A 20,614-nucleotide genomic window follows, 5' to 3' on the forward strand; every position below is an offset into this window, starting at 1 on the left:
GGTGTAGAGGTCACGGTGGGCCAAGGCCCGCCCTATGTTCGCTTGCTAGCGTGGAGCGAGCGGCGGATCGACAGTCAGCTCACGGCGTCGGGTCGACGCGCTCCACGCTGTAGCCGCGGGCGCGCAGCAGCTCGACCAGACCGATATCACCCACCAGATGCAAGGCGCCGACGATGACCAGAGTGTCCTTGTCACCGGCGAGGATGGCCTCGATCTGCGGCAGCCAGCGGCGGTTGCGGTCTTCGTTGAGCAGCTTGGCTGTGACCGGCGTCTTGTCGACCAGTTCCTCGACCATCAGGCGTTCGATGGCGTCGACATCACCCGCGCGCCAGAAGCCGTGCAGTTCGTCGAAGCGCTGCAGCATCTCCTCGCGCGGGCGCAGGGCTTCTTCAAGGCCGAGGACCTGCTCATCCATCGGCGCGCCGGACAGGGCGGCGATCTGGTCCGCCACGGTTTCCAGCCCGCGGGTGGGCTTGGCGTCGGCTTCCGCGCGCTGCATGAAGTGGACGTCCATGCCCAGCGCCGGGTTGAAGCCTGCCTGGAGAATCATCGACACCGTCATGTTCAAGGTGATGAACCAGGGCTTCATACCGTCCGAGCCGAGCACCGCGGCCTCGCCCATGAAGGCTTCGAGCTTCTTGCGGGTGGCCTCGGACAGCACGGCGCGCAGGCTGCCGCCGTCTTCGAAGCGCGCCGCCTGCATGAGGCCGCGCGAGAGATCGGGCGACTTCATCTCGGCCGGTGCGATCTCGAATACCAGCGCTTCGGCGTTGGCATAAGCCAGCTCGATACTCGGATCCATCGGATAGTCGCCCTCCTTCAGCATGTGGAAGCTGCCGAGCAGGTGGACTTCGGTCTCGCCCTTCTTGGCGACCCACAGCAGGGGCATCGGGCGTGCCAGCGCAGTGGCGGCGAACAGCAGGCCGACGGCGGTCAGGGCAAGACGAGCGAACAGGCGATTCATCGAGCAGGCTCCAGGCAAGGGTGGCGCATCAGGAAGCGGGAACATCGACCGTGTGACCGTAGCGCGCTTCGCCAGCGGTGATCGTCGCGCGCAGGCGGTTCTCCGGTGGAGGCAGCGGGCAGGTGCTGTAGTCGGTGTACGCACAGGGCGGGTTGATGGCCCGATTGAAGTCGAGCCGCACGCGCCCCTCCACGACCTTGCCGGTGTAGAGGAAGCGGCCGGCGCCATAGCTTTCACGGCGGTTGCTGCGGTCGGCGAAGATCAGGAACAGCGAATCCTCGGGATCGCCCAGCGCTTCGAGCGTATGGGTTGTGCCATCGAGCTCGAAGACCAGCCGCCCCGGATTTGGCGTGGGCTCGATCTGGCCGAGCACGTTCACGATCGGAATCGTCTGGCCCGGCGGATGCGGCTCGAAGCGGGCTTCGGTGACGAAGCCTGGGTCGGGCGCAAACCAGTTGAGGCCCTTGAAGGCCAGCAGCGATGGCGCCTGCGGGCTGCGCACGCGCAGGGCGTAGCGACCGCCGCGTTCGATCAGGCCAAGGCTTCCGCCGTCGAAGTCGATGCGCGTGGGCGCTTCGGACTTGTCGGCGTGGATCAGGATCTCGCCTTGTGTCACCTCGGCGCCGTCGCGGCGGACGCGCACGCCATCGGTGAGGATGAGACGCAGGGCCATCGCCTCCGGAAGCAGCTCGAACGCTCCGAGCCGGGCGGGGCCGACTGCAAGCCGGACGGCATTGCCGCTGTCGCTGCCGAGGCTGTGCGCGCCGGCTTCCAGCCAGTGCAAACCAACCAAGGCCATCCATCCTTCCGGACTGCGCAGGGCGTGCTCGCGCTCGGCTCGAAAGACCTGCAGCTCGGCGAGCCAGGCGTCATTGCCCGCAGCGGCCGCACCTGCCGTCGATTGCTCGGCCACAGCCGCATCGGTGCTGGCGATGGGCGCAACATCGGAATCGGTTTGCACCCCGCAGGCAACGATCAAGAGTGTCGCCAGCGCGAGCGCTGCGATTCCAGAAACCCTCCTCCACCGCGTCGCGGGTTGGATGTTGTCGATGGAGCCTGGGTCCGCGGTCGCCGCGAAGGTGCGAATCCCGCCCCCCGACCGCAGCGGCAAGTCTCCTCTGGGCCCCCGCCTGCGCGGGGGCGACGGCGGGTGTTGATCGCCGAATTGCTGCTTCTCGGACGGTTTCTTCAGGTGCATGGCTCAGCGGCCCCGCAGAAACAGTTTGTCGAGCTCGGCCAGGCTCAGCTGCGTCCAGGTTGGGCGCCCGTGGTTGCACTGGCCGCTGCGCTCGGTGGCCTCCATGTCGCGCAGCAGCGCGTTCATCTCGGCCACGGTGAGCTGCCGGTTGGCACGCACCGAGGTGTGGCAGGCGAGCGTGGAAAGCAATGCATTGCCGGCCTCTTCGATGCGCCGCGTGCGTCCGTGTTCGGCCAGGTCCGAGAGCACGTCCAGCACCAGCTGCCTGGCATCGGCACCGGCCAGCAGCACCGGCACGCTGCGGATGCTGAGCGACTGTGGGCCGATGCGCTGCAGTTCAATGCCGAGTGCGGCCAGGGCATCGGCTTCGCCCTCGGCGAGATCGGCTTCGCGCTCGCTGACCGCGAGCTCGATTGGCACCAGCAGCGGCTGCGAGCGGATGCCCTCGCCTTCGCGCTGGCCTTTCAGTCGTTCGTAAGTGATGCGCTCGTGCGCCGCGTGCATGTCGACCAGCACCAGGCCCTGCGCGTTCTGGGCGAGCACATAGACCCCGTGCAGTTGGGCCAGCGCATAGCCCAGCGGCGGCGCCTCGCTGGGGTCCTGCTGCGGGAGCGGATTCGCTGCGGCGGACGGTGTGCCATACAGCGCGCCATAGGCAGCCATCTGCTCGCGCAGCGGCATCCCCACCTGCTGCGGACGCTGGCCGAAGCCGGCCGACTGCAGGCCGTAGCCAACGTGTCCGACACCCGCGGCCTGAGCGGAACGCGCGGCAAAGGCCTCGTCCGTGGTCGTCGCTTGGGACCCGACCGAAAGCCCGTTCACAGCGCTGGCACCGGGCACGCTGCCCTGCCCTACAGCCACTGCGCCCGCGCGCGTTCCTGCCAGCGCTTCGTGCAGGCTGCGGAAGATGAACTCGTGCACCAGCCGGCCGTCGCGGAAGCGCACCTCGTGCTTGGCCGGATGCACGTTGACATCGACCTTGCGCGGATCGATCTCCAGAAACAGCACGAAGGCTGGATGGCGCCCGTGATAGAGCACGTCGGCATAGGCCTGCTTGACCGCGTGCGCGACCAGACGGTCCTTGACGTGGCGGCCGTTGACGAAGAAGAACTGCTGGTCGGCCTGGCTGCGCGAGGCCGTGGGCAGGCCCACCCAGCCGTGCAGGCGCAGGCCCGCGGCCTCGTGCTCGATGCGCAGCGCGCCGCGGGCGAAGTCTTCGCCCAGGGCTTCCGACAGGCGCTTGCCGAGGCTGGCTTCGTCCTCCACGGGGCGGTAGTGCTTGCTGATGCGGCCGTTGTGCTTGAGCTTCAGCTCCACCTGCATGCGTGCCAGCGCCAGTGTGCGCACCAGATCCTCGGCATGGCCGTACTCGGTGCGCTCGGCGCGCAGGAACTTGCGCCGCGCCGGCACGCTGTAGAACAGATCGCGCACTTCGATGGTCGTGCCGGGCGGATGCGCGGCGGGCTCCGGCGCGCGCAGGCGGCCGCCCTCAACCTCGACGCGCGTCGCAGTGGCCTGCTGGGCGGGTCGCGACGTAATGCTGAACTTCGATACCGCGGCGATCGAGGGCAAGGCCTCGCCGCGGAAACCCAGCGTGCCGACCTGTTCGAGATCCTCCAGCGAGGCGATCTTGCTGGTGGCGTGCCGCGACAGCGCCAGCGGCAGCTCCTCGGCGGGAATGCCGCAGCCGTCGTCGCGGATGCGGATCAGGCGGATGCCGCCCTCTTCCAGATCGATCTCGACGCGCGTGGATCCCGCATCGATGGCGTTCTCCAGCAGCTCCTTGATCACCGAGGCCGGGCGTTCAACCACCTCGCCGGCGGCGATCTGGTTGATCAGGGTGTCAGGCAGAAGCTGGATGGGCACGTGTGCGAGCAGACTGCGGGTAGGCCGCTGATGATACGGCCTCGACCATCAGCGCCGGTGCATACGTATGCTCCACGCTCAGGTGGAACACGATGCCGCGGGCCGGCACGCGAGCCGCTACTCTCTGTGGCCCCGAACCGTGGACGTTCACGATGTCGCTGATGCACGCGCTGGCCGCCGATGTGGGCGGCACCAATGCCCGCCTGGCCTGGGTCGAGGTGGACCGCCGCGGCGGCAGCGCCCCGATGGTCCTGTCCGCACAGACCTATCGCTGCGCCGAGTATCCGGGGCTGGCCGACATCGTCCGCCGGTTCTTGACCGAGCATCGGGGGCGCCCCGAGGCGCTGGCGCTGGCCTGCGCAGGCCTGCGCCACGGCCGCGAGATCGTCAACGGCAATCTGCCCTGGCGCGTGCATCTGGACGCGCTCGAAGCCGTGGCGGGCGAGGTGCCGCTGGTGCTGAGCAACGATTTCGAGGCGTTGGCGCGAGCCACACGCTGGCTGTCCCCCGAAGCGGGTACCTTGCTGCATTCAGGCACGCCCAGCACCACAGCGCCCGTCGTTGTCATCGGTCCCGGCACCGGCTTGGGCGCTGCCTTGCGCATTCGTCTGGGCGACCGGGAACACGTTCTGCCCACCGAAGCCGGCCGGCCCGGATTCGCGCCGGTCACCCCGGAGGAATCGGCCCTGCTCGAATGGATGCGCCCCCTGCTTGGCACGGATGGCCACGTGGACACCGAAGCCCTGCTGTCGGGCCCCGGCCTGTTGCGCATCTATCGCGGACTCGCCCACCTGCGCGGCCTAGCTGCCGTCGCCGAGACGCCCGAAGGCGTCAGCCGCAGCTCGGACTCAGGCGATCCGCTTGCGCGCAGCGCCGTCGAGCTGTTCTGGGGCGCGCTGGCCAGCACCTGCGGCAATCTGGTGCTGGCGCTTGGCGCCTACGGCGGCGTGCTGCTGGCCGGCGGGATCCTGCCGCGGCTGATGCACGGTTTCGATGCCGATGCCTTCGGTGCCCGATTCGCCTCGAAGGGCGTCATGCGCCCGGTGCTGGAGCAGGTTCCGATACACCTGATCGAGCACGGTCAGCTCGGCATCGTCGGCGCCGCGATGGCGCTCTGCGAGGGCTGAGACCCAAGGTAACGCCAAAGGATTCAGCGTTGCGGCACGCCACGGAGGGCGCGCCAAGGGGGCGAGCGCGCACGTGCTGGTTCCAACGGGAGCGAGTCCGCACACGTGCCGCACTCGCGGCCACTGTTCAAAGCCAATAAGGGCTTGACCCGTGTTTGGTCAAGCGCGCATGGAGATGGCGCGTGCCGGCGGCTGCGCAGTCCGTGTGGGCCAGAGGTCTACCGATTTGGCAGAGCCACACGCTCGCAGGCCACAAGGATATCCGGCGGTGCGTGTCGGATGGCGCCAGCGGTTGAAGTGAACCCGGATCCAGGCCTGCGCGGAGGACGCTCAGGCTGCAATCTGCAGCACGTCCAGCAGTCGATGCTCGATGTCGATGAGGTCCGGGATGTAGGAATACTCGTCGCGCAGCAGGACACGCATCTGCGCGCCGGCCGGCAGCTCTCCTTCATCGGCGGTGATCAGCGCGTCCGAGGACACCGTGGTCAGACGTGGGAAGCCCTGCGTGAGCAGGCAGAAGTACGGCAGTCGCGGGTTGCCGCCGAGCGCGCGCAGCACCGCCACCTTGGCGCCGAGTTCGCCCTCGTCGGTGGCCAGACCCGCCAGCCGCGAAAAGGACACCAGCGGCAGACGCCAACCGCGCCAGCGCAGGCGCCCGAGCACCCAGGTGGGCGCGCCGGGGACCGGTTCAGGCTCGGCGAAGGTAATGATTTCGGCGATGTTGGCGTTCGGCAGCAGCAGGCGGCCACCGGTGACGGTGATGGTGACGCCACGGATGTCTTTGCGTTCGTTGCTCATGGGCTGCCTTGCAATAAGACTCAGGCGTTGGCGCCGATCTGGCGCACGCAATGTTCGGCCAGCTCGCGCGGGCTGCCGATGAACTCGACCACGCCGCGGCTGCGGGCACCATCGACCATCGAGCTGACCACGCAGGTTTCGGGATCCTGGGCCCAGACTTCGCCCCCCCGCCGAGTCAGGTAGACCGCGCCCTCGACGGCGTCGGCAGCCATGCCGCTGAAAATGATCGCGTGGGCATGCGGGCCGAAGGTGTCGGCGACATCGCGCAGGACGTCATCGATGCAGGGGCGATAGCGCGAGGCTTCGATGGGCTCACCCAGCTCGACCTGGCCGTCAACGGCAAGCTGGAAGCGCGAGCCGGAAGCCACCACCAGCACTTCGCCGTCGCGCGCCGCAAGGCCCGCCATCGGCACGCGCACCGGCAATGGGCTGGCCTTCTGCAGCTGCTGGGCGAGGCGCTCGAAGTAACCGTTCTCCAGGTGCTGCACAACCAGGAACAGCGCCGGAAAGCCCGCCGGGATGCCGGCAAGGAAGCCGCGCAGGGCATCCGGGCCGCCGATCGACGCGCACAGCACCACCACTCGGCTGATGCCTTGCGTCAGCGGTGTGAGCGCCCGTGTGGCCGGCCCCTTGCCGCCGGCGCCAAGGGCGGGTGATGGCAGCGGTGGCGGCGTGGCGACTGTTCCGGTGAATTCGTAGCCCAGCTCACCCGGGCCCGAGTCCGCCACGGGCTCTTTCTGCCCGGCGGCCTCGGGTGGGTTTGCCGTCGCAACGGGCTCGGGCTGTGGGCCCTCTCCGATATCGCGCAGCCAGGCACCATCGCGCATGGTCGCCACCTGCACGCCGTCGGGGTCAAGCGTTGACGGCGCTGGAACGTCGGCCTCGATCGGCTCCAGGCTCAGCGTGAGGTGGCTGAAGTCGAAATCCCTGGCGGGTGACTCGGCAGCCTTGACAACGCCCGGATCGATGAACCCATCGGTCAGCGGCTGCAGCGAAAGCTCTCCGAAACCGGTCTTGGCCTGCTTGGCCGCAGCTGCGGGTGCCTCCGCTCGCGCAGCGGGTGCGGGTGCGGGTGCAGACGGCGGCGCGGCGTTCCGAATCCTGTCGTCGGGTGCAGGCTCGACCTCTGCAGGTCGCGCGAAATCGAACTCCAGGGGCGGCAGCTCCGCCGCCGATGGCAGCGACGGCGCCTCGTCGAGGGCGGCCGCCATGCGCGCGATCTCCTCGTCATCGACGCCAGCGTCGAGAGTCAGCGTTCCCCCCAAGGCTGCGTCTTCGGCATCGTAGCGGGGCCCTTCCGGACGCGCTGCAGCGCTTGGCGTCTCCACTGCAGCGTCGAAGGCGCCGAAATCGAACTCGGCAAGATCCTCATCGCTCTCGATGGCGTCGAGCTCAAGTGCATCGAGCGGCTCGGCGGGCGCGCGCCCCGAGCGGTCGTCGCCCTCTGCGTCGAACGCCAGCGGATCGAAACTGAAGCCAGGATCCAATACCGCCTCGGCATCCCGCTCGCGAATCTCCGCCATCGGCCGCTCAGCCCGATGCGACGAGGCATCGATAGGTGGCGACCCAGGGCTGTGTCCCCCCGTCGGGAGGCTCTCCAGCGCATCGGACGCAAAGTCGAATTCGAGCACAGTCGCATCGCTCGCCGGCGGCTGGACAATCGTGGTCTCGGTTTCGACCGCCGCGTCTGCGCTTGGGGCGGGTTCCCAGCTGAAATCCAGCGGTGCATCCCCTGCTTCGACGCTCATCCCGGCGATCCCGGCAACGCCAACGTCATCGCTGGCTGGCGGAGGGCCGTCCACGTCAGCGAGGGCCATCGGCGTCGCGTCGGCCAGTACGGGTTTCGCGGCTTCGGAGGCGCGGGGCTCAGCCCTTGGCTCTGCCGAGTTCGCGGGCTCCGTGCGGGTGGGTTCCAGTCCCATGGCCTGCTGCAGCTTGAGCAGCATGTCCTCGGGCGTGACCTCGCCCAGGTCCTGTTCGAACAGGGTGGACAGGTCCATGGACTCCAGCAGGTCCGGGTGATCTTCATCCGCTGGAAGCGGCGCGGAAGCCGCAGTCTCGACAGGCTCCGCCGCTTCGATCGGGCTGAAATCGAAGTCCAGCGTACCGAGGTCCGGTGCTGCTGCGTCCGAGCGCTCGGGCTCCAACTCCAGACGCAGGCTGGCGGGTACATCGCCGGAATGGCCCAGCGCCTCTTCGGCGTAATCGTCGAACTTCAGATGGTCCTGCTGCTGCGAGGGTGATGCAGGACGACCGGGCTCCGGCAGCAGCGTCAGCTCGGGGAGGCGCTCGGCGCCTGAGGGCGGCGGCGGCAGGGTGTCGCGCACACCGAGCACCTTGGCCGCGAGGTGGCGGGCCCAGCGCGCCAGGTCCCAGCCGGTGAGCTGGCTGGAGACTTCGCCCTCGTTGAACACGACCGCGGTGGCGGGATTGTCGAGCAGGTCCTGGAGGGCGTCGAGGTCGTCCTCGACGCCGGGCTCCAGGTTCACGATCAGCACCGCCGGCGCAGGCTTGCCTGCCAGGCGGATGCCGTCGCGGACCTCCCCTTCAAAGGTCACGTCCGCGCCCAGAGCGACCAGCGCCTGGCGCAACTGCTCGCGCGCGGCATCGGCCGGTCCGAGCAGGACCACCGACACGGCCACCCTCGCCTCAGCGACCGCGTTCACGCTGGACCTGCAGGATTTCCTGGACGTTGCGCATCAGATCGGCCTCCTGGTAGGGCTTGCCGAGGTAGCGGTCGACGCCGATCTCGAAGGCGCGCTGGCGGTGTTTGTCGCCGGTGCGCGAGGTGATCATGATGATCGGCACCGACTTCAGACGCGGATCGTTGCGCATGTGCGTCGCCAGCTCGTAGCCGTCCATGCGCGGCATCTCGATGTCGAGCAGCATGACGTCGGGCACCCGCTCCGCCAGCTTCTCGATCGCGTCCACGCCGTCCTTCGCAGTGAGCACTTCGAAGTTGTGGCGTTCGAGCACTCGGCCGGTGACCTTGCGCATCGTGATCGAGTCGTCGACCACCATGACCAGGGGCACGACACGCTGATCTTGCAGCGCGGTGGCGACGGGCGCGTGCTCGATGGCGGCCGCGCGGCGGACCAGCGGCGCGACGTCGAGGATCACCACGACACGACCGTCACCCATGATGGTCGCGCCGAAGATGCCGGGAATCGAGCTGACCTGCGGGCCCGTGGGCTTGACCACGATCTCGCGGCTGCCGAGCACGTTGTCGACGCAGATCGCGGCGCGCTGGTCGCCTGAACGTGCCAGCAGCACCGGCACCTGCAGACTGTCGGCGGCCTTGGCAGCAGGCTGACCGAGCAGCAGACCCAGGTCGTGGATGGCGTAATCCTCGCCTGCGTAACTGAAGACGGGCGAACCACTGGCGAGCTGCTTGTCGAGTTCTTCGCGATCGATGCGCGAGACGCCCTGTACCGAAGTGATCGGCACCGCGAACGAGGTTTCGCCCTGTTTGACGAAGACCGCCTGGGTCACCGCCAGAGTGAACGGCAGGCGGATCACGAACTCGGTGCCGCGGCCGCGCTCGGACTCGATGTGCAGCGAGCCGCCGAGCTGGCGGATTTCGCTGTACACCACGTCCATGCCGACGCCGCGTCCGGCGATCTTGCTCACCGACGAGGCCGTGGAGAAGCCGCTCTCCAGGATGAATCCGTACAGATCGCGGTCGCCAAGCTGGGCGTCGGCCTTCATCAGGCCGCGCTCGATCGCCTTGCGGCGGATCGCATCGCGATCGAGGCCGCGACCATCGTCGCTGACCCGGATCAGCACTTCGGAGGCTTCACGCGCGACCTGGATGCGGATGTTGCCTTCCGCAGGTTTACCTGCCGCAATGCGATCAGCCGGCGTCTCAAGGCCATGCGCGAGCGCGTTGCGAAGCATGTGCTCCAGTGGCGCGGTCATGCGATCGAGGACGTTGCGGTCCATTTCGCCCTGCGCGCCTTCGACCTTGAGCTGGGCCTGCTTGCCGAGCTCTCCCGCCGTCTGGCGCAGGATGCGGCGCAGCCGCGGAACCAGCGAATCGAAGGGCACCATGCGCGTGCGCATGAGGCCTTCCTGCAGATCGGAGCTGACGCGCGACTGCTGCAGCAGCAGGGTTTCGTACTGGCGGGTCAGGTCTTCCAGCGTGCCCTGCAGGTTGACGATGTCGGACGCGGACTCCGACAGCGCGCGCGAGAGCTGCTGCAGGGTCGAGAAGCGGTCGAGCTCCAGCGGATCGAAGTCGGCATCGCCCTCATCCTGATGGCGCTGGTAGCGCGACAGGATCTGCGCTTCGGTTTCGATCTCCAGCTTGCGCAGCTGTTCGCGCAGGCGCGTGGTGGTCTGGTCGAGTTCGCCCAGGTTTCCGCGGAACGCGCCCAGCTGCTGCTCCAGGCGTGCGCGATAGATCGCGACCTCGCCAGCGTAGTTGACCAGGCGATCGAGCAGGTCGGCGCGGATGCGGATCTGCTCCTGCGGCGCGCGGCTGACGGTCTCCTCTTCGTCAAGCGCCGTTTCGGTCGGCACCATGCGGATCGGCGGTGGCGCCTGCCGCGTGGGTGCTGGCTCGACCGGAATCGCGGCGTCGGTGCTTGCCACCGGCTCGACTGCAAGCTCGACTGTCGGCAGGGCTTCGCCGCGCAGCAGGGTTTCCACGGCCGCGAGCAGATGGACGGGCGTGGCGATTGCGCGGCGCTCTCCCACACGCGAAACCAGGCTGTGCAAACGGTCGAAGGCACGTTCAAGGACTTCGACGCCGGAGCTGCCGAGGTCGCGGCCGCCGGCAGCCACCACTTCCAGCAGGGATTCGGTGACGTGGGCGAGATCGCCAATCGGGTTGAGACCGGCCATGCGCGCACCACCCTTCAGGGTGTGCAGGTCTCGCTGCAGGCCGACCACGAGCTCCTGCTCCTGCGGTGCTTCGCGCAGGCGACTCATCAGTCCGTCCGAGTGGTCGAGAATGTCGACGCCCTCCTCCAGGAAGACGTCCAGAAGGTCCTCGTCGACATCGGTCAGGTCCAGCGGACCCTCGGGATCGACATCGGCGGGGATGGCGAGTTTCGGCGCCTGCGTCTCAGGCAAGACAGCGCTCGGCGCGGCGACGTCCGCCACGGGCGCCTCGACACTCGCGGGCGAAGGCGGCGGCGTGTCTTCCTCAGCAAGCTCAAGTTCCGCGAACGCCTCCGTCAGGCTGGCTTCGACTTCGCTCGCAGGCTCGAATGCTGCTTCCCCAGGCGCTGCCTCGGCTGCAGCATCGATGCTCGCAGGCTCGGATGTGTCCAGCCGCGCGTCGAGCGCCTCGGCAACCACTCCCGTCGCTTCAAGCTCGGGGAAGCCCTCGGCTTCGAAGCCCTGCTCCTCCAGGCGTGCGTCAAGGTCTTCGCCATCGGCCACGAGCTCGATCGATTCGAGCTCCACGGCGAGGGCGTCGGTATCCGCGGGCGGGGACGGCGTGGCGGACGCGAGCTCCACCTGCGGTTCGCCGAGTGCGGCATCGGCGGCGCGGGGCTCGTCCCCCACCTCGACGATGGGCGTGTCGAGCGCCTCGACCGCGACGTGCTCGCTGCCCTGGGCATCCAGCGACACCGGCTCGACAGTCTCAGTCCCGTGCTCGTCGGCGCGCGCATTCCAATCGGTCAGCTCGACCGTTTCGACGGTGATCGTGGGCTCCGCTGCCATGTCCACTGGGGCCTCGTCGGCGAGCAGCGACTCCAGCAGGGCATCGGCCGCCAACTCGGACGGCGGCGCAGCCGCGACTGCGGGGGCGCTGGGCTCCAGCGCCTCTTCTTCCGACAGCATGCTGTGGATGAGCAGCGCATCCTCGCTGTCGGATTGCGCGATCAGAGACTCCTCGCTCGCGGTGTCTAGCGGCAAGGCAGGCTTGGCGCCCTCGCCGCTGACTTCCGCCTCGAAGGCCGCCAGCCAGGCGTCAGCCGCCTCGGCCTCACCGAGCTCGTCCAGGGTCAGGCCGGACTCCACCGCAGGCTGCAGCGAGGCCGACTCCGTATCCGTCCAGTACGGCGACTGGGCGCCACCTTCGGTTTCGATGATCTCGAAATCCGCGGACTGCGCCTGTTCCTCGGGGCGGATCGGCTCCGCCGACTCGAACTCGGAAGCGAAGGAGAGCTCGCCGCTGCCAGCCAGTGCATCAAGCTCGCCGGCCGGCGGCAGTTCACCGAGCAGAGCAGCAGACAGCTCGTCCTTCGCAGGCTCGACTTCGGATGCCGCCGCGCTTTCGCCCGCGGCCTCCTGCCGTGTGTCGGCGAGCGCGACCGGCGCGGTCACGCTGGCGGCGAGCGCAAAGGTATCCGCAGACACCGGATAGACGGGCGAATCCCCGGTCTGGTCGTCGTCCAGTCCGGTATCGACCACCGGTCGCGTCGGTTCTGGCAGGGCATCGCGCAGCGCTGAAATGCGCTGGGCGAGGCGCGTGTGGCGCTGCGGTCGCGGCATCGGCTGGTCGAGCTCGATCATCAGCGCGCGCAGGGCCTGCGCGGCTTCTTCGATGCACTCGAAACCGACGATCGATGGCGCCGCTGCCTGCGCAAGCAGGCGCTTGATGTAGCCCTCGAGCGGCCAAGCCAGCTCGGTGCCGACCTCCACCTCGGTCATCGCAAACGCGCCGCTGATCGTGTGCACGGCGCGCAGCAGGCGCTCTTCCACCGGCTGCGGGCCACCGACGCTTCGCTGCAGATACGCCTCGACTGTATCCAGATGACCCGCGACTTCGCCCTTCAGGATCTCGAACAGATCGGGATCGATCAGCACCAGATCGGCGCTGTCCTCTGCCTGCTCCGATTCGAGCCCGAATCCACTCTCAAGCAGATCCGAGGGCAGATGCGCTTCGCCCAGCTCCAGCGTTTCGAGCTCAAGACCCGCCATCCCGACCGGCTCGGAGAGGTCGGTGAGTCCAGCCGCCAATTCGGTGTCCGCAGTTTCAGGCACTTCGGAATCCAGCGGGAGCAGGCTGTCATCCCCATCGGCCGTTACCGCCTCCTCGGAGAGCGGATGTTCCAGTGTCGACGACTGCTCGGAATCCGCATTCGCTGCGGACGCGGTCTCGCCGCTCGACTCACTGTCGAGCGCCCACTCCGGAGCGTCGAAGGAGGTGGACGCCGTGTCGGCGACAGCCTCGTCTTCCGCTGCCGTCTCGGCCCGCGCCGAACTCGCGGACGCCGCGCCAGCCAGCAAGGCGTCGATGGCCGCACTCTCATCGGCAGACAACTCGATGGACTCTTCGTCCTCCAGCACGATGCCGGTGTCGGAGGCCTCGACAGGCTCGCCAGTTGCCTCGGCCTCGAGCGTGAGCGTGGGCTCGGAAGCCTGCTCGTAGGCGGCTTCGAGAGTGGCCTGCGCGTCTGCCTGAGCTTCAGTATCGGAACCGGCATCCGCAGTTTCGGCCTGCGCGCGGTATTCGACGACCTGACCCGCGGCCAGTGCGTCCGCCACCTGCTCGATGCCGGCCAGATCAGCGTAGCGCCCGGATTCGCCACGCAGTGCCGCCAGCAGGCTGGGCAGGGCATCGCGCGCAGCGGCTACCAGCGAGAGGACTTCCGGGCGCGGCGGAATGCTGTTGTCGAGAACGCGATTCAGCATGTTCTCGATCTTCCAGGCGAATTCGCCCAGCACCATGGCACCGACCAGCCGACCACTGCCCTTAAGGGTGTGGAAGACGCGACGGATCGGCTTGATCACCTCGACATCGTCCGGCTTGGCCTGCCAGGCCGGCAGCAGCTGCCGCAGGTTGTCGATTTCTTCCTGGACTTCTTCGACGAAGACCTCGCGGATCTCCTCATCGATGTCTTCGGCACCGATCTGGAACCCGACCAGTTCCTTGCCGGCGGGAACCGGCGGACGCGTGGCCTCGGTCTGCGCCGGCTTGAAGCCGCCCAGCTCGTGCACTTCGCGCGCCGAATTCACGGGCTCGGCCGCGGACTCGCCGACGATCAGGTCAGTCAGATCCTCGCCCGGGGCGACGTCCACCGCACCGAGGCTGGCCAGATCGGGGACGGCCGGATGCTCGGGAACACCCGAATCCAGCACCAGACCAGCGTCAGCCTGGCGATCGTGATCGCTTTCCGCGGTGCCCGGAACGGCCGCCCGGGCGGCAACTGCGGTGGCCTCGTCGATCACTGAGGCCTCAGCCGGCGCGACCGGAATCTCCGTTTCGGGCGAGGCCAGGGCGTGATCCGGCACCGGCCAGTAGCCGAGCTGGTTCAGGCGATCCCGCGCCAGCTCCAGAATCTTGCCGCGATCGCTGCGCTGGTCGCGGACCGATTCGATGAAGTACTCGAGGCTGGCGAGCGCGTCCGCCAGCGTGTCCATCTGCTGTCCATTGGGCACGCGACGGTGCTGCACCAACTCGACCGCGGTGAAGCGCGCGACTGCGTTCAGCAGTTCGGCTGCGTCGGGCAGGTCGAGGATTCGCATCGCCCCGCCGACCTCACCGAGCAGGCGCTGCACGTCGGCCAGCTGCAGGTGGTCCCAGTTGCTCTCGACGAACGCGACGAAGCACTGCTTGGCCTGGGCGAAGTTGCTCTGGGCCTCCTTGATGACGGCTTCCAGCACCTTGCGTGCTTCCGCGCGCGGCAGGGTATCGCTCGCTGTGGTCGGCGCCTGCTGGCTGCCCAGCTGCTGCACCTGGTCCTCGAGGGTGGCCTCGACGTAGAGCAGTGCACCTGCGATGTCGAGCAGGGTCGACTCGTCGGCAGGGCGCTGGCCCTGGGCGACCAGAGCGACCACGTCGCGCTGCTCCATCACCACCCGGCGCGGCACGCCGAGCCCCAGCATGCCGAGGGTATCGCCCACGCGGTCGAGCACATCGACCTGGCCGGACAGCTCTGCAGGCTGTGAATCGGACTTGCGCAGGTAGAGGTCGAGCGCGTCCTTGACCCGCAGCAGGTCCTCACGGATCGCGCCGGCGACGGTATCGAGCAGGGCGCGATTGTGGCCGCTGATGCCCTTGACCGCATCCGCCAGCTCGTCCTGCGTCGGCACGAAGCGTTCGAGTCGGAAAGCGTTTCGCACCTCGGCCAAACGATCGCTGTTGGCGCGGCCGTGGGCGATGAAATACAGGAGGTTGCGGGTCAGTTCGCGCGGTGGATCGACGCGGAAACCGGTATCGCCGGCGTCGGCGAGGTGCTTGATCTCGCGCTCGACGCGGCCGACGGTCTGCTTCAGTTGGGGCGTGGCCTCGATCTCGCCGCTGCGCACGCCGAAGATCAGCGAGCCTGCGACCCAGAACAGGCGGCGACCCTCTTCCTGGGAGATGGTGCTGACCAGCCGATCGCAGACTTCGATCATCCTGGCCAGGTTGGCGTCTTCGTCCTGGCCCTTGAACCAGCGCAGCAGGGCGATCTGGAACTGGCTGCGCGCGACCGCACCCAGCTGGCGCAGCTCAAGTTCAGGCAGCGGGATTGCGGGTCCCGCGGCGGACACCGGCAGCGGCTGCGAAAGATCCGGCGCAAACAGCGCACTCTCCGGCAGCCCTTTCTCGCCGCGCGCCGCGCGCAGGTCGTTCAGCAGCGGCAGCAGGACGATGGGGATGTCCTTGTGGCCGCTCTGCAGGCGCTCGAGGTAGTCCGGCAGCTGGACGATGCCCCGCATCAGCACGCCGTAGGCTTCGTCAAGCGCGCTGACCTGGCGGTTCTGCAAGGCCGAAGCGAGGTGCTCCATTTCCTCGGTCACCATGGCCGCGCCGTACAGCTCGACCATGCGCAAGGTGCCTTGGACCTGATGCAGGTAGGTCGCGCAGAAGCGCATCTGGGAGGCGTCGTCCGGGTCCTCGACGAAGGCCTCCAGCGCAAGCCGTGCCTGCTTGAGGGTCTCGTCGAGCTCGCCCTTGACCCAGGTGAGCGTGGTGAAATCGATGTCGTCTTGCAGCCTCATGCCGGGCTCTCGTTACGAATTGCGCAGGAACGCCAGTGTCTGGCGTCCACTGGTGCGGGTGAGCTGCGGGTGGTTCCATCCCAGGACTTCGCCGGCGCCGAGCACCAGGAGTCCGTTCGGACGCAGCAGGCGGGCAAGCCCGTCCAGTAGCTCGCCCCGGCGTTCCCGGGCGAAATAGATCAGGACGTTCTGGCAATAGATGAGATCAAGTTGGCGAAGCGGAGCGCGCGTGGCGTGCAGCAGGTTGACGCAGGCGAAACCGATCCTCCGCTGCAGGCGCTCGATGATCCTGAAGCCGCCGTCGGCCTCTTCGATCGAACGTGCACGATAGGGCTCCGGGATTTCCTCGATCCTCGCCTTGGGATACCAGCCGGCGCGAGCCACGCCGAGCGCGGCCTGGCTGACATCGGTGGCGGTGATACCGAAACGGCGCGGCTGTGCGAGACCGGACAGCGCTTCGTCGAGCAACATGGCCAGCGTGTACGCCTCCTCGCCGGTCGAGCATCCCACGCTGAGTGCGTGCAGGGACTGGTCGGCAGGGGCCTGGGCCAGCCAGGTCGGCAACCACTGGTCGCGGATCAGTGCGAGCGACGGCGGGTGGCGGAAGAAGCGCGTCTCGTGGACCGTGAGGTGATCCACCAGCGCGACCCATTCCACCTGCCCTCGCGGCCCCGCCATCAGCTCGTCGTAGTAGCTTCGGTAATCGCTGAAACCCGCCGCACGCATCCGCCGCCGCAAGCCGGTGACCAGAAAGGGCTTGCGCTCCGGCGGCACCGTGACGCCAGTGCGCGTCTCCAGCAGGCGGACCCACAGCTGGAACTCGGCGTCGTCCATGCGGCCGGGTTCCAACTCGTAGATCGCCTTGCTGGTTGCGAGTGCCATGGCGGTAGCGGACCTTGCCTGCCCTTAGCCCGGCAGCTTGAAGTCGGCGACCGAGCGACGCAGGTCGGCGGCGAGCTGCGCGAGGTTTCCGATCGACTCGGCGGTCTGGCTGGCGCCCATCGAGGTCTGCGTGGTGATCTCCTGAATGACGTTCATCGTGGCCGAGATGTTGGTCGCCGCAGCGGACTGCTGGCGGGCCGCCTCGGAGATGTTCTGAATCAGGTCCGCAAGGTCGTTCGAGACCTTTTCAATCTCACCCAGCGCAAGGCCGGCGTCTTCCGCCAGGCGTGCACCGGCGACCACTTCCGCGGTGGTCTGCTCCATCGAGCTCACGGCTTCGTTGGTGTCGGACTGAATCGTCTGCACCAGGGTCTCGATGCGCTTGGTCGCGTTCGAGGCGCGTTCCGCGAGGCGCTGCACTTCGTCGGCCACGACCGCGAAACCGCGGCCTGCTTCACCGGCGGAGGCCGCCTGGATCGCCGCATTCAGCGCCAGGATGTTGGTCTGTTCGGCGATGTCGTTGATCAGTTCGACGATCGATCCGATTTCCTGCGAGCTTTCACCCAGGCGCTTGATTCGCTTGGAGGTTTCCTGGATCTGGTCACGGATCGAGTCCATGCCCTGGATCGTCTGGCGCACGACTTCGGCGCCCTTGGCGGCGATCTGCACCGAGCGCTGCGCAACGTCCGCGGATTCGGCGGAGTTCTTCGAGACCTCGTCGATCGACACCGCGATCTCGTTGATCGCAGCCGAGGCGGAGGTGATCTGCTGCGCCTGGTGTTCGGCGGCCTCGGCGAGGTGCATCGCGGTGGCCTGGGTCTCCTGGGCAGCGGCAGCCACCTGCACGGCGGTCTCGTTGATCGTGGTGACCAGTGAGCGCAGCGCCTCGACCGCGAAGTTGATCGAGTCCGCGATCGCGCCTGTGATGTCCTCGGTCACCGTCGCGCGGACGGTCAGGTCGCCTTCCGCGAGCGATCCCATTTCGTCCAGCAAGCGCAGAATCGCTTCCTGGTTACGCTGGTTCAGTTCCTGCGTGACCGAGAAACGACGCGTCTGGTCGCGGTAGATGGTGAGCAGCAGGCCGATCAGCGCGACCACGGCCAGGGCCGCGGCGATGATGCCGATCAGCAGGCTGGGGAAGGTGCGCTCGCCGGCCATGGCGCTGATGCGGGCGCCGAGCTTGCGGGCACGGTCAAGCAGTTCCTCGGACTCGCGGAAGATGGTGTCCGAGGCTTCCTTGACCTCGAACAGGTCGGTGGCGCCCTGCAGGATGTATTCGACGTCCTGACGCACGCCGCCGAAGGCTTCCGCCACGCGCCCCAGGGCCACGCGGCCGGCCGGCGTTTCGATCCGCCGGATGCCCTGCTCGGCGCTGCCGGCGTCGAGGCCGGTGAGCACGTTGCCGAACATCGCGTAGTCACGCGAGAAGCGGTCGGCGGCGGATGTCGCCGCGGCACCACCCTGGAGGATCTGGGTGACGTAGCGCAGCATGCGGTCGGCGAGCACGATCTGGCGGTTGGCGATGGTGATCTGGGTCGAGGCGGCACCGCTGTCGGTCATCGCGCGGACCACCTCGTCCATCTGGCCCTGCAGCTGCGGGACATTGGCCGAGAAGGCGGTTGCCGAGTCCGCGAGGTTCACGATCAGCTCGCGGCGATCGAGGATTCGCGCGGCGTTCTCGTTGATCGCGCTCCACGCACCCTGCAACGCGGTGAGTTCGGTCGCTGCACTGACGCCACCGAGCGGCTCGGCGAAGGAAGGCAGGCCCGTAGTGGCGTCACCCTGGGCCAGCTTGTCGAGGTTGGCCTGGATGGAATTCCGGGTGCCCTCGAGCTCGGAGAAGGATTCGAGGCCGCCGGCCGCCGCTTCCTGCGCGAACTTCGCGATCTGCTGGGACTGCACCTGGATATTGGCGACGAGGTCGCGCGCATCCGCCTCCTGCTGCGCGTAGCGCGTCGAGAAGTAGAAGTTGATACCCAGCAGGAGGATCGCGATCGTGAGGATCAGGATCCAGAAGTTCAGGATGCCGCGTCGTTCCTTGCCGCCGATCGCGCCGATGGTCGTACTCATATGGTCCTCGCCCCAGAAAACCCGGCCGGCGACGCATCCAGCATCCCCCGACCACTCCCCCGGCGCGACGCGTGTCGCGTCCGGAGACATGCCAGCCGCGCACTGGGCGCAGAGGGCAATGACCGCGCGATCCGTGCGCGGCCCCTGTTGAATCTACCTGCCATCAGGCCACTGCGGCCTGGCGGAACTCTGCAGTTCGGACAAGGCGCGCCATGTCGAACACATGCCAGACGGTGTCACCCAGCGCATAGGCGTCGGTGACAAAGGCGGCGTAGCGGCTGTCGGGATCCTGGTGGAGCTCGACGCGCTGCGCCTCGGAAAAGTTGCGCTGGCCGAACAGCTCGTCGATCAGGACCGCCACGTTGCCGCCCGGCTGCTTGATCACCAGCGCGCGGGTGTTTTCGTGCACGACGGTGCGCTCGCCCTCGAGGAACTGCTTCAGGTCCACCACCGGAAACAAGGTGCCGCGCACATTGGAAACGCCAAGCAGCCAGGGCTGGGAGCCGGGCACGGGCGTCGGCGGCGGCAGGGTGAGAAGCTCGGCGATGTCGGCGATCGCCGACACCAGCAGATGCTGTCCCAGCCGGTAACCGAGGCCGCGCCAGGCCCCGGCGGAGTCGAGCTGCTCGGGCACGCCGGCGACGTGCGAGAGGCTGCGCGCCTCGTAGTCGGCGAGGATCGCAAAGGGATCGAATGGCGATGCCCCTGTGCTCATGCGCTGCCCCTGGCTCCGGCCTTGACCAGCGCGTTGATGCGACCCAGCAGGTCGGCCTCGGCTGGCGGCTTGACGACATAGTCCTTTGCGCCCTGGCGCAGGCCCCAGACGCGATCGGTTTCCATGCCCTTGGTGCTGACGATGATGATCGGGATGTGCTGGGTCTTCGGCGAGCGCGACAAGGAGCGCGTGGCCTGGAAGCCACTCATGCCGGGCAGGATGACGTCCATGAGGATGAGGTCGGGCAGCTCGGCCTCGGCCACCGCGATGCCGTCCTCCGCGCTCGCGGCGGCGCTCACGGTATGCCCGCCCCGTTCCAGCATCTGGCTGAAAACGCGGGTATCGGTGGGTGAGTCTTCGATGATCAGAATGCGTGCCATTGCAGAGCGCCCCCCTGAAGGCGTTGCGGGTTCAACGGATTCAGCCGCGAATGACGTGCCGGCGGATCGCCGACAGCAGTTCGTCGCGGGTGAAAGGCTTGGTGAGATATTCCTCCGAACCCACGATGCGACCCTTCGCCTTGTCGAACAGGCCGTCCTTGGAGGACAGCATGATCACCGGCGTCGAGCGGAACACCTGGTTGTTCTTGATCAGCGCGCAGGTCTGGTAGCCATCCAGGCGCGGCATCATGATGTCGACGAAGATCACCTGCGGGTGGTGGTCCGCGATCTTCGCCAAGGCTTCAAATCCATCCGTGGCGGTGACCACGTCGCAGCCTTCCTTCTTGAGCAGGGTCTCAGCCGTCCGGCGGATCGTCTTCGAGTCGTCGATGACCATCACCTTCAGGCCTTCCAGGCTGGCCGAACCTTGGTTCTCTTCCATTCGCATTCCCCACAGGGCGCCAGCCAACCGTCGGCCGCGCAAACCGAAGCTATATCCCAGCCGTCGCCGGAACTGTCAAGCAAAGCCTGTTCCACGGCATCGACACGCCCCCTGTTGCGCGCGATCCCCGGCACGCCGCTGCATCGGATCGGTCCGCCCTCGGACCTCTTCGGTTGCAGCAGCAAGGTGGCGTCGAGCGTCACCAAGCCGCTGCTAGTATAGCCAGCGTTCACGTGGCTTCGGCGCAGGCTCCGGGGGCTTTTCGAGCGTTCCGGGCAAAGAGTCGATCG

Annotated in this window: 12 protein-coding genes; 1 reads left to right on the forward strand and 11 read right to left on the reverse strand. The window is 67.8% G+C overall.

All coding sequences use genetic code 11. The annotated features are described in order from the left end of the window. Positions 1-79 precede the first annotated feature (79 nt). From Q0654_RS22045 to mutL, 3 genes are all read right to left on the reverse strand, one after another. The gene (locus tag Q0654_RS22045) at positions 80-964 is read right to left on the reverse strand and encodes a TraB/GumN family protein (protein WP_298857490.1); all 885 of its coding nucleotides are present in this window, start codon (positions 962-964) and stop codon (positions 80-82) included. 28 nt (positions 965-992) lie between these two features. Then, positions 993-1,925, reverse strand: a complete 933-nt coding sequence (locus Q0654_RS22050) for a DUF1684 domain-containing protein (protein WP_298857492.1) — start codon at positions 1,923-1,925, stop codon at positions 993-995. A gap of 240 nt (positions 1,926-2,165) precedes the next feature. Further along, positions 2,166-4,028, reverse strand: coding sequence for a DNA mismatch repair endonuclease MutL (gene mutL, locus Q0654_RS22055; protein WP_298857493.1), 1,863 nt, complete (start codon positions 4,026-4,028; stop codon positions 2,166-2,168). 152 nt (positions 4,029-4,180) lie between these two features. Here mutL and Q0654_RS22060 point away from each other — a divergent pair, with 152 nt between their 5' ends. Then, positions 4,181-5,155, forward strand: a complete 975-nt coding sequence (locus Q0654_RS22060; protein WP_298857494.1) for a glucokinase — start codon at positions 4,181-4,183, stop codon at positions 5,153-5,155. 330 nt (positions 5,156-5,485) lie between these two features. On the opposite strand, the gene Q0654_RS22065 is transcribed toward Q0654_RS22060, so the two are convergent. From Q0654_RS22065 to pilG, 8 genes are all read right to left on the reverse strand, one after another. Then, positions 5,486-5,953, reverse strand: a complete 468-nt coding sequence (locus Q0654_RS22065; RefSeq protein WP_298857495.1) for a chemotaxis protein CheW — start codon at positions 5,951-5,953, stop codon at positions 5,486-5,488. 20 nt (positions 5,954-5,973) lie between these two features. Next, positions 5,974-8,619 (reverse strand): chemotaxis protein CheB, encoded by a 2,646-nt coding sequence (locus Q0654_RS22070; protein WP_298857497.1) that lies wholly within the window; start codon positions 8,617-8,619, stop codon positions 5,974-5,976. Next, complete coding sequence (locus Q0654_RS22075) at positions 8,603-15,835, reverse strand: Hpt domain-containing protein (RefSeq protein ID WP_298857500.1); 7,233 nt, start codon at positions 15,833-15,835, stop codon at positions 8,603-8,605. Before Q0654_RS22075 ends, Q0654_RS22070 begins: the two co-directional genes overlap by 17 nt. 12 nt (positions 15,836-15,847) lie before the next feature. Then, positions 15,848-16,669 (reverse strand): CheR family methyltransferase, encoded by an 822-nt coding sequence (locus Q0654_RS22080; RefSeq protein ID WP_298857503.1) that lies wholly within the window; start codon positions 16,667-16,669, stop codon positions 15,848-15,850. Between the two features lie 72 nt (positions 16,670-16,741). Continuing rightward, a complete protein-coding gene (locus Q0654_RS22085) occupies positions 16,742-18,787 on the reverse strand; it encodes a methyl-accepting chemotaxis protein (RefSeq protein ID WP_298857505.1) in 2,046 nt (681 codons plus the stop codon). 163 nt (positions 18,788-18,950) lie between these two features. Continuing rightward, positions 18,951-19,502, reverse strand: a complete 552-nt coding sequence (locus Q0654_RS22090; RefSeq protein WP_298857507.1) for a chemotaxis protein CheW — start codon at positions 19,500-19,502, stop codon at positions 18,951-18,953. Next, positions 19,499-19,882 carry a response regulator gene (locus Q0654_RS22095; protein WP_298857509.1) on the reverse strand — a complete coding sequence of 128 codons (384 nt, stop codon included), beginning with the start codon at positions 19,880-19,882 and terminating at the stop codon, positions 19,499-19,501. The genes Q0654_RS22090 and Q0654_RS22095 overlap by 4 nt, the downstream gene beginning before the upstream one ends. 40 nt (positions 19,883-19,922) lie before the next feature. Further along, positions 19,923-20,324, reverse strand: coding sequence for a twitching motility response regulator PilG (gene pilG, locus Q0654_RS22100; RefSeq protein WP_298857511.1), 402 nt, complete (start codon positions 20,322-20,324; stop codon positions 19,923-19,925). Between the last annotated feature and the right edge of the window lie 290 nt (positions 20,325-20,614).

Origin of the sequence: uncultured Aquimonas sp. (assembly GCF_937888285.1) — a bacterium.
GTDB lineage: Bacteria > Pseudomonadota > Gammaproteobacteria > Xanthomonadales > Xanthomonadaceae > Aquimonas.

Coding starts and splice junctions, on each gene's coding strand:
- Q0654_RS22090 (WP_298857507.1), bottom strand. CDS start 19,502: ATGAGCACAGGGGCATCGCCATTCGATCCCTTTGCGATCCTCGCCGAC.
- pilG (WP_298857511.1), bottom strand. CDS start 20,324: ATGGAAGAGAACCAAGGTTCGGCCAGCCTGGAAGGCCTGAAGGTGATG.
- Q0654_RS22085 (WP_298857505.1), bottom strand. CDS start 18,787: ATGAGTACGACCATCGGCGCGATCGGCGGCAAGGAACGACGCGGCATC.
- Q0654_RS22065 (WP_298857495.1), bottom strand. CDS start 5,953: ATGAGCAACGAACGCAAAGACATCCGTGGCGTCACCATCACCGTCACC.
- Q0654_RS22080 (WP_298857503.1), bottom strand. CDS start 16,669: ATGGACGACGCCGAGTTCCAGCTGTGGGTCCGCCTGCTGGAGACGCGC.
- Q0654_RS22045 (WP_298857490.1), bottom strand. CDS start 964: ATGAATCGCCTGTTCGCTCGTCTTGCCCTGACCGCCGTCGGCCTGCTG.
- Q0654_RS22060 (WP_298857494.1), top strand. CDS start 4,181: ATGTCGCTGATGCACGCGCTGGCCGCCGATGTGGGCGGCACCAATGCC.
- Q0654_RS22075 (WP_298857500.1), bottom strand. CDS start 15,835: ATGAGGCTGCAAGACGACATCGATTTCACCACGCTCACCTGGGTCAAG.
- Q0654_RS22095 (WP_298857509.1), bottom strand. CDS start 19,882: ATGGCACGCATTCTGATCATCGAAGACTCACCCACCGATACCCGCGTT.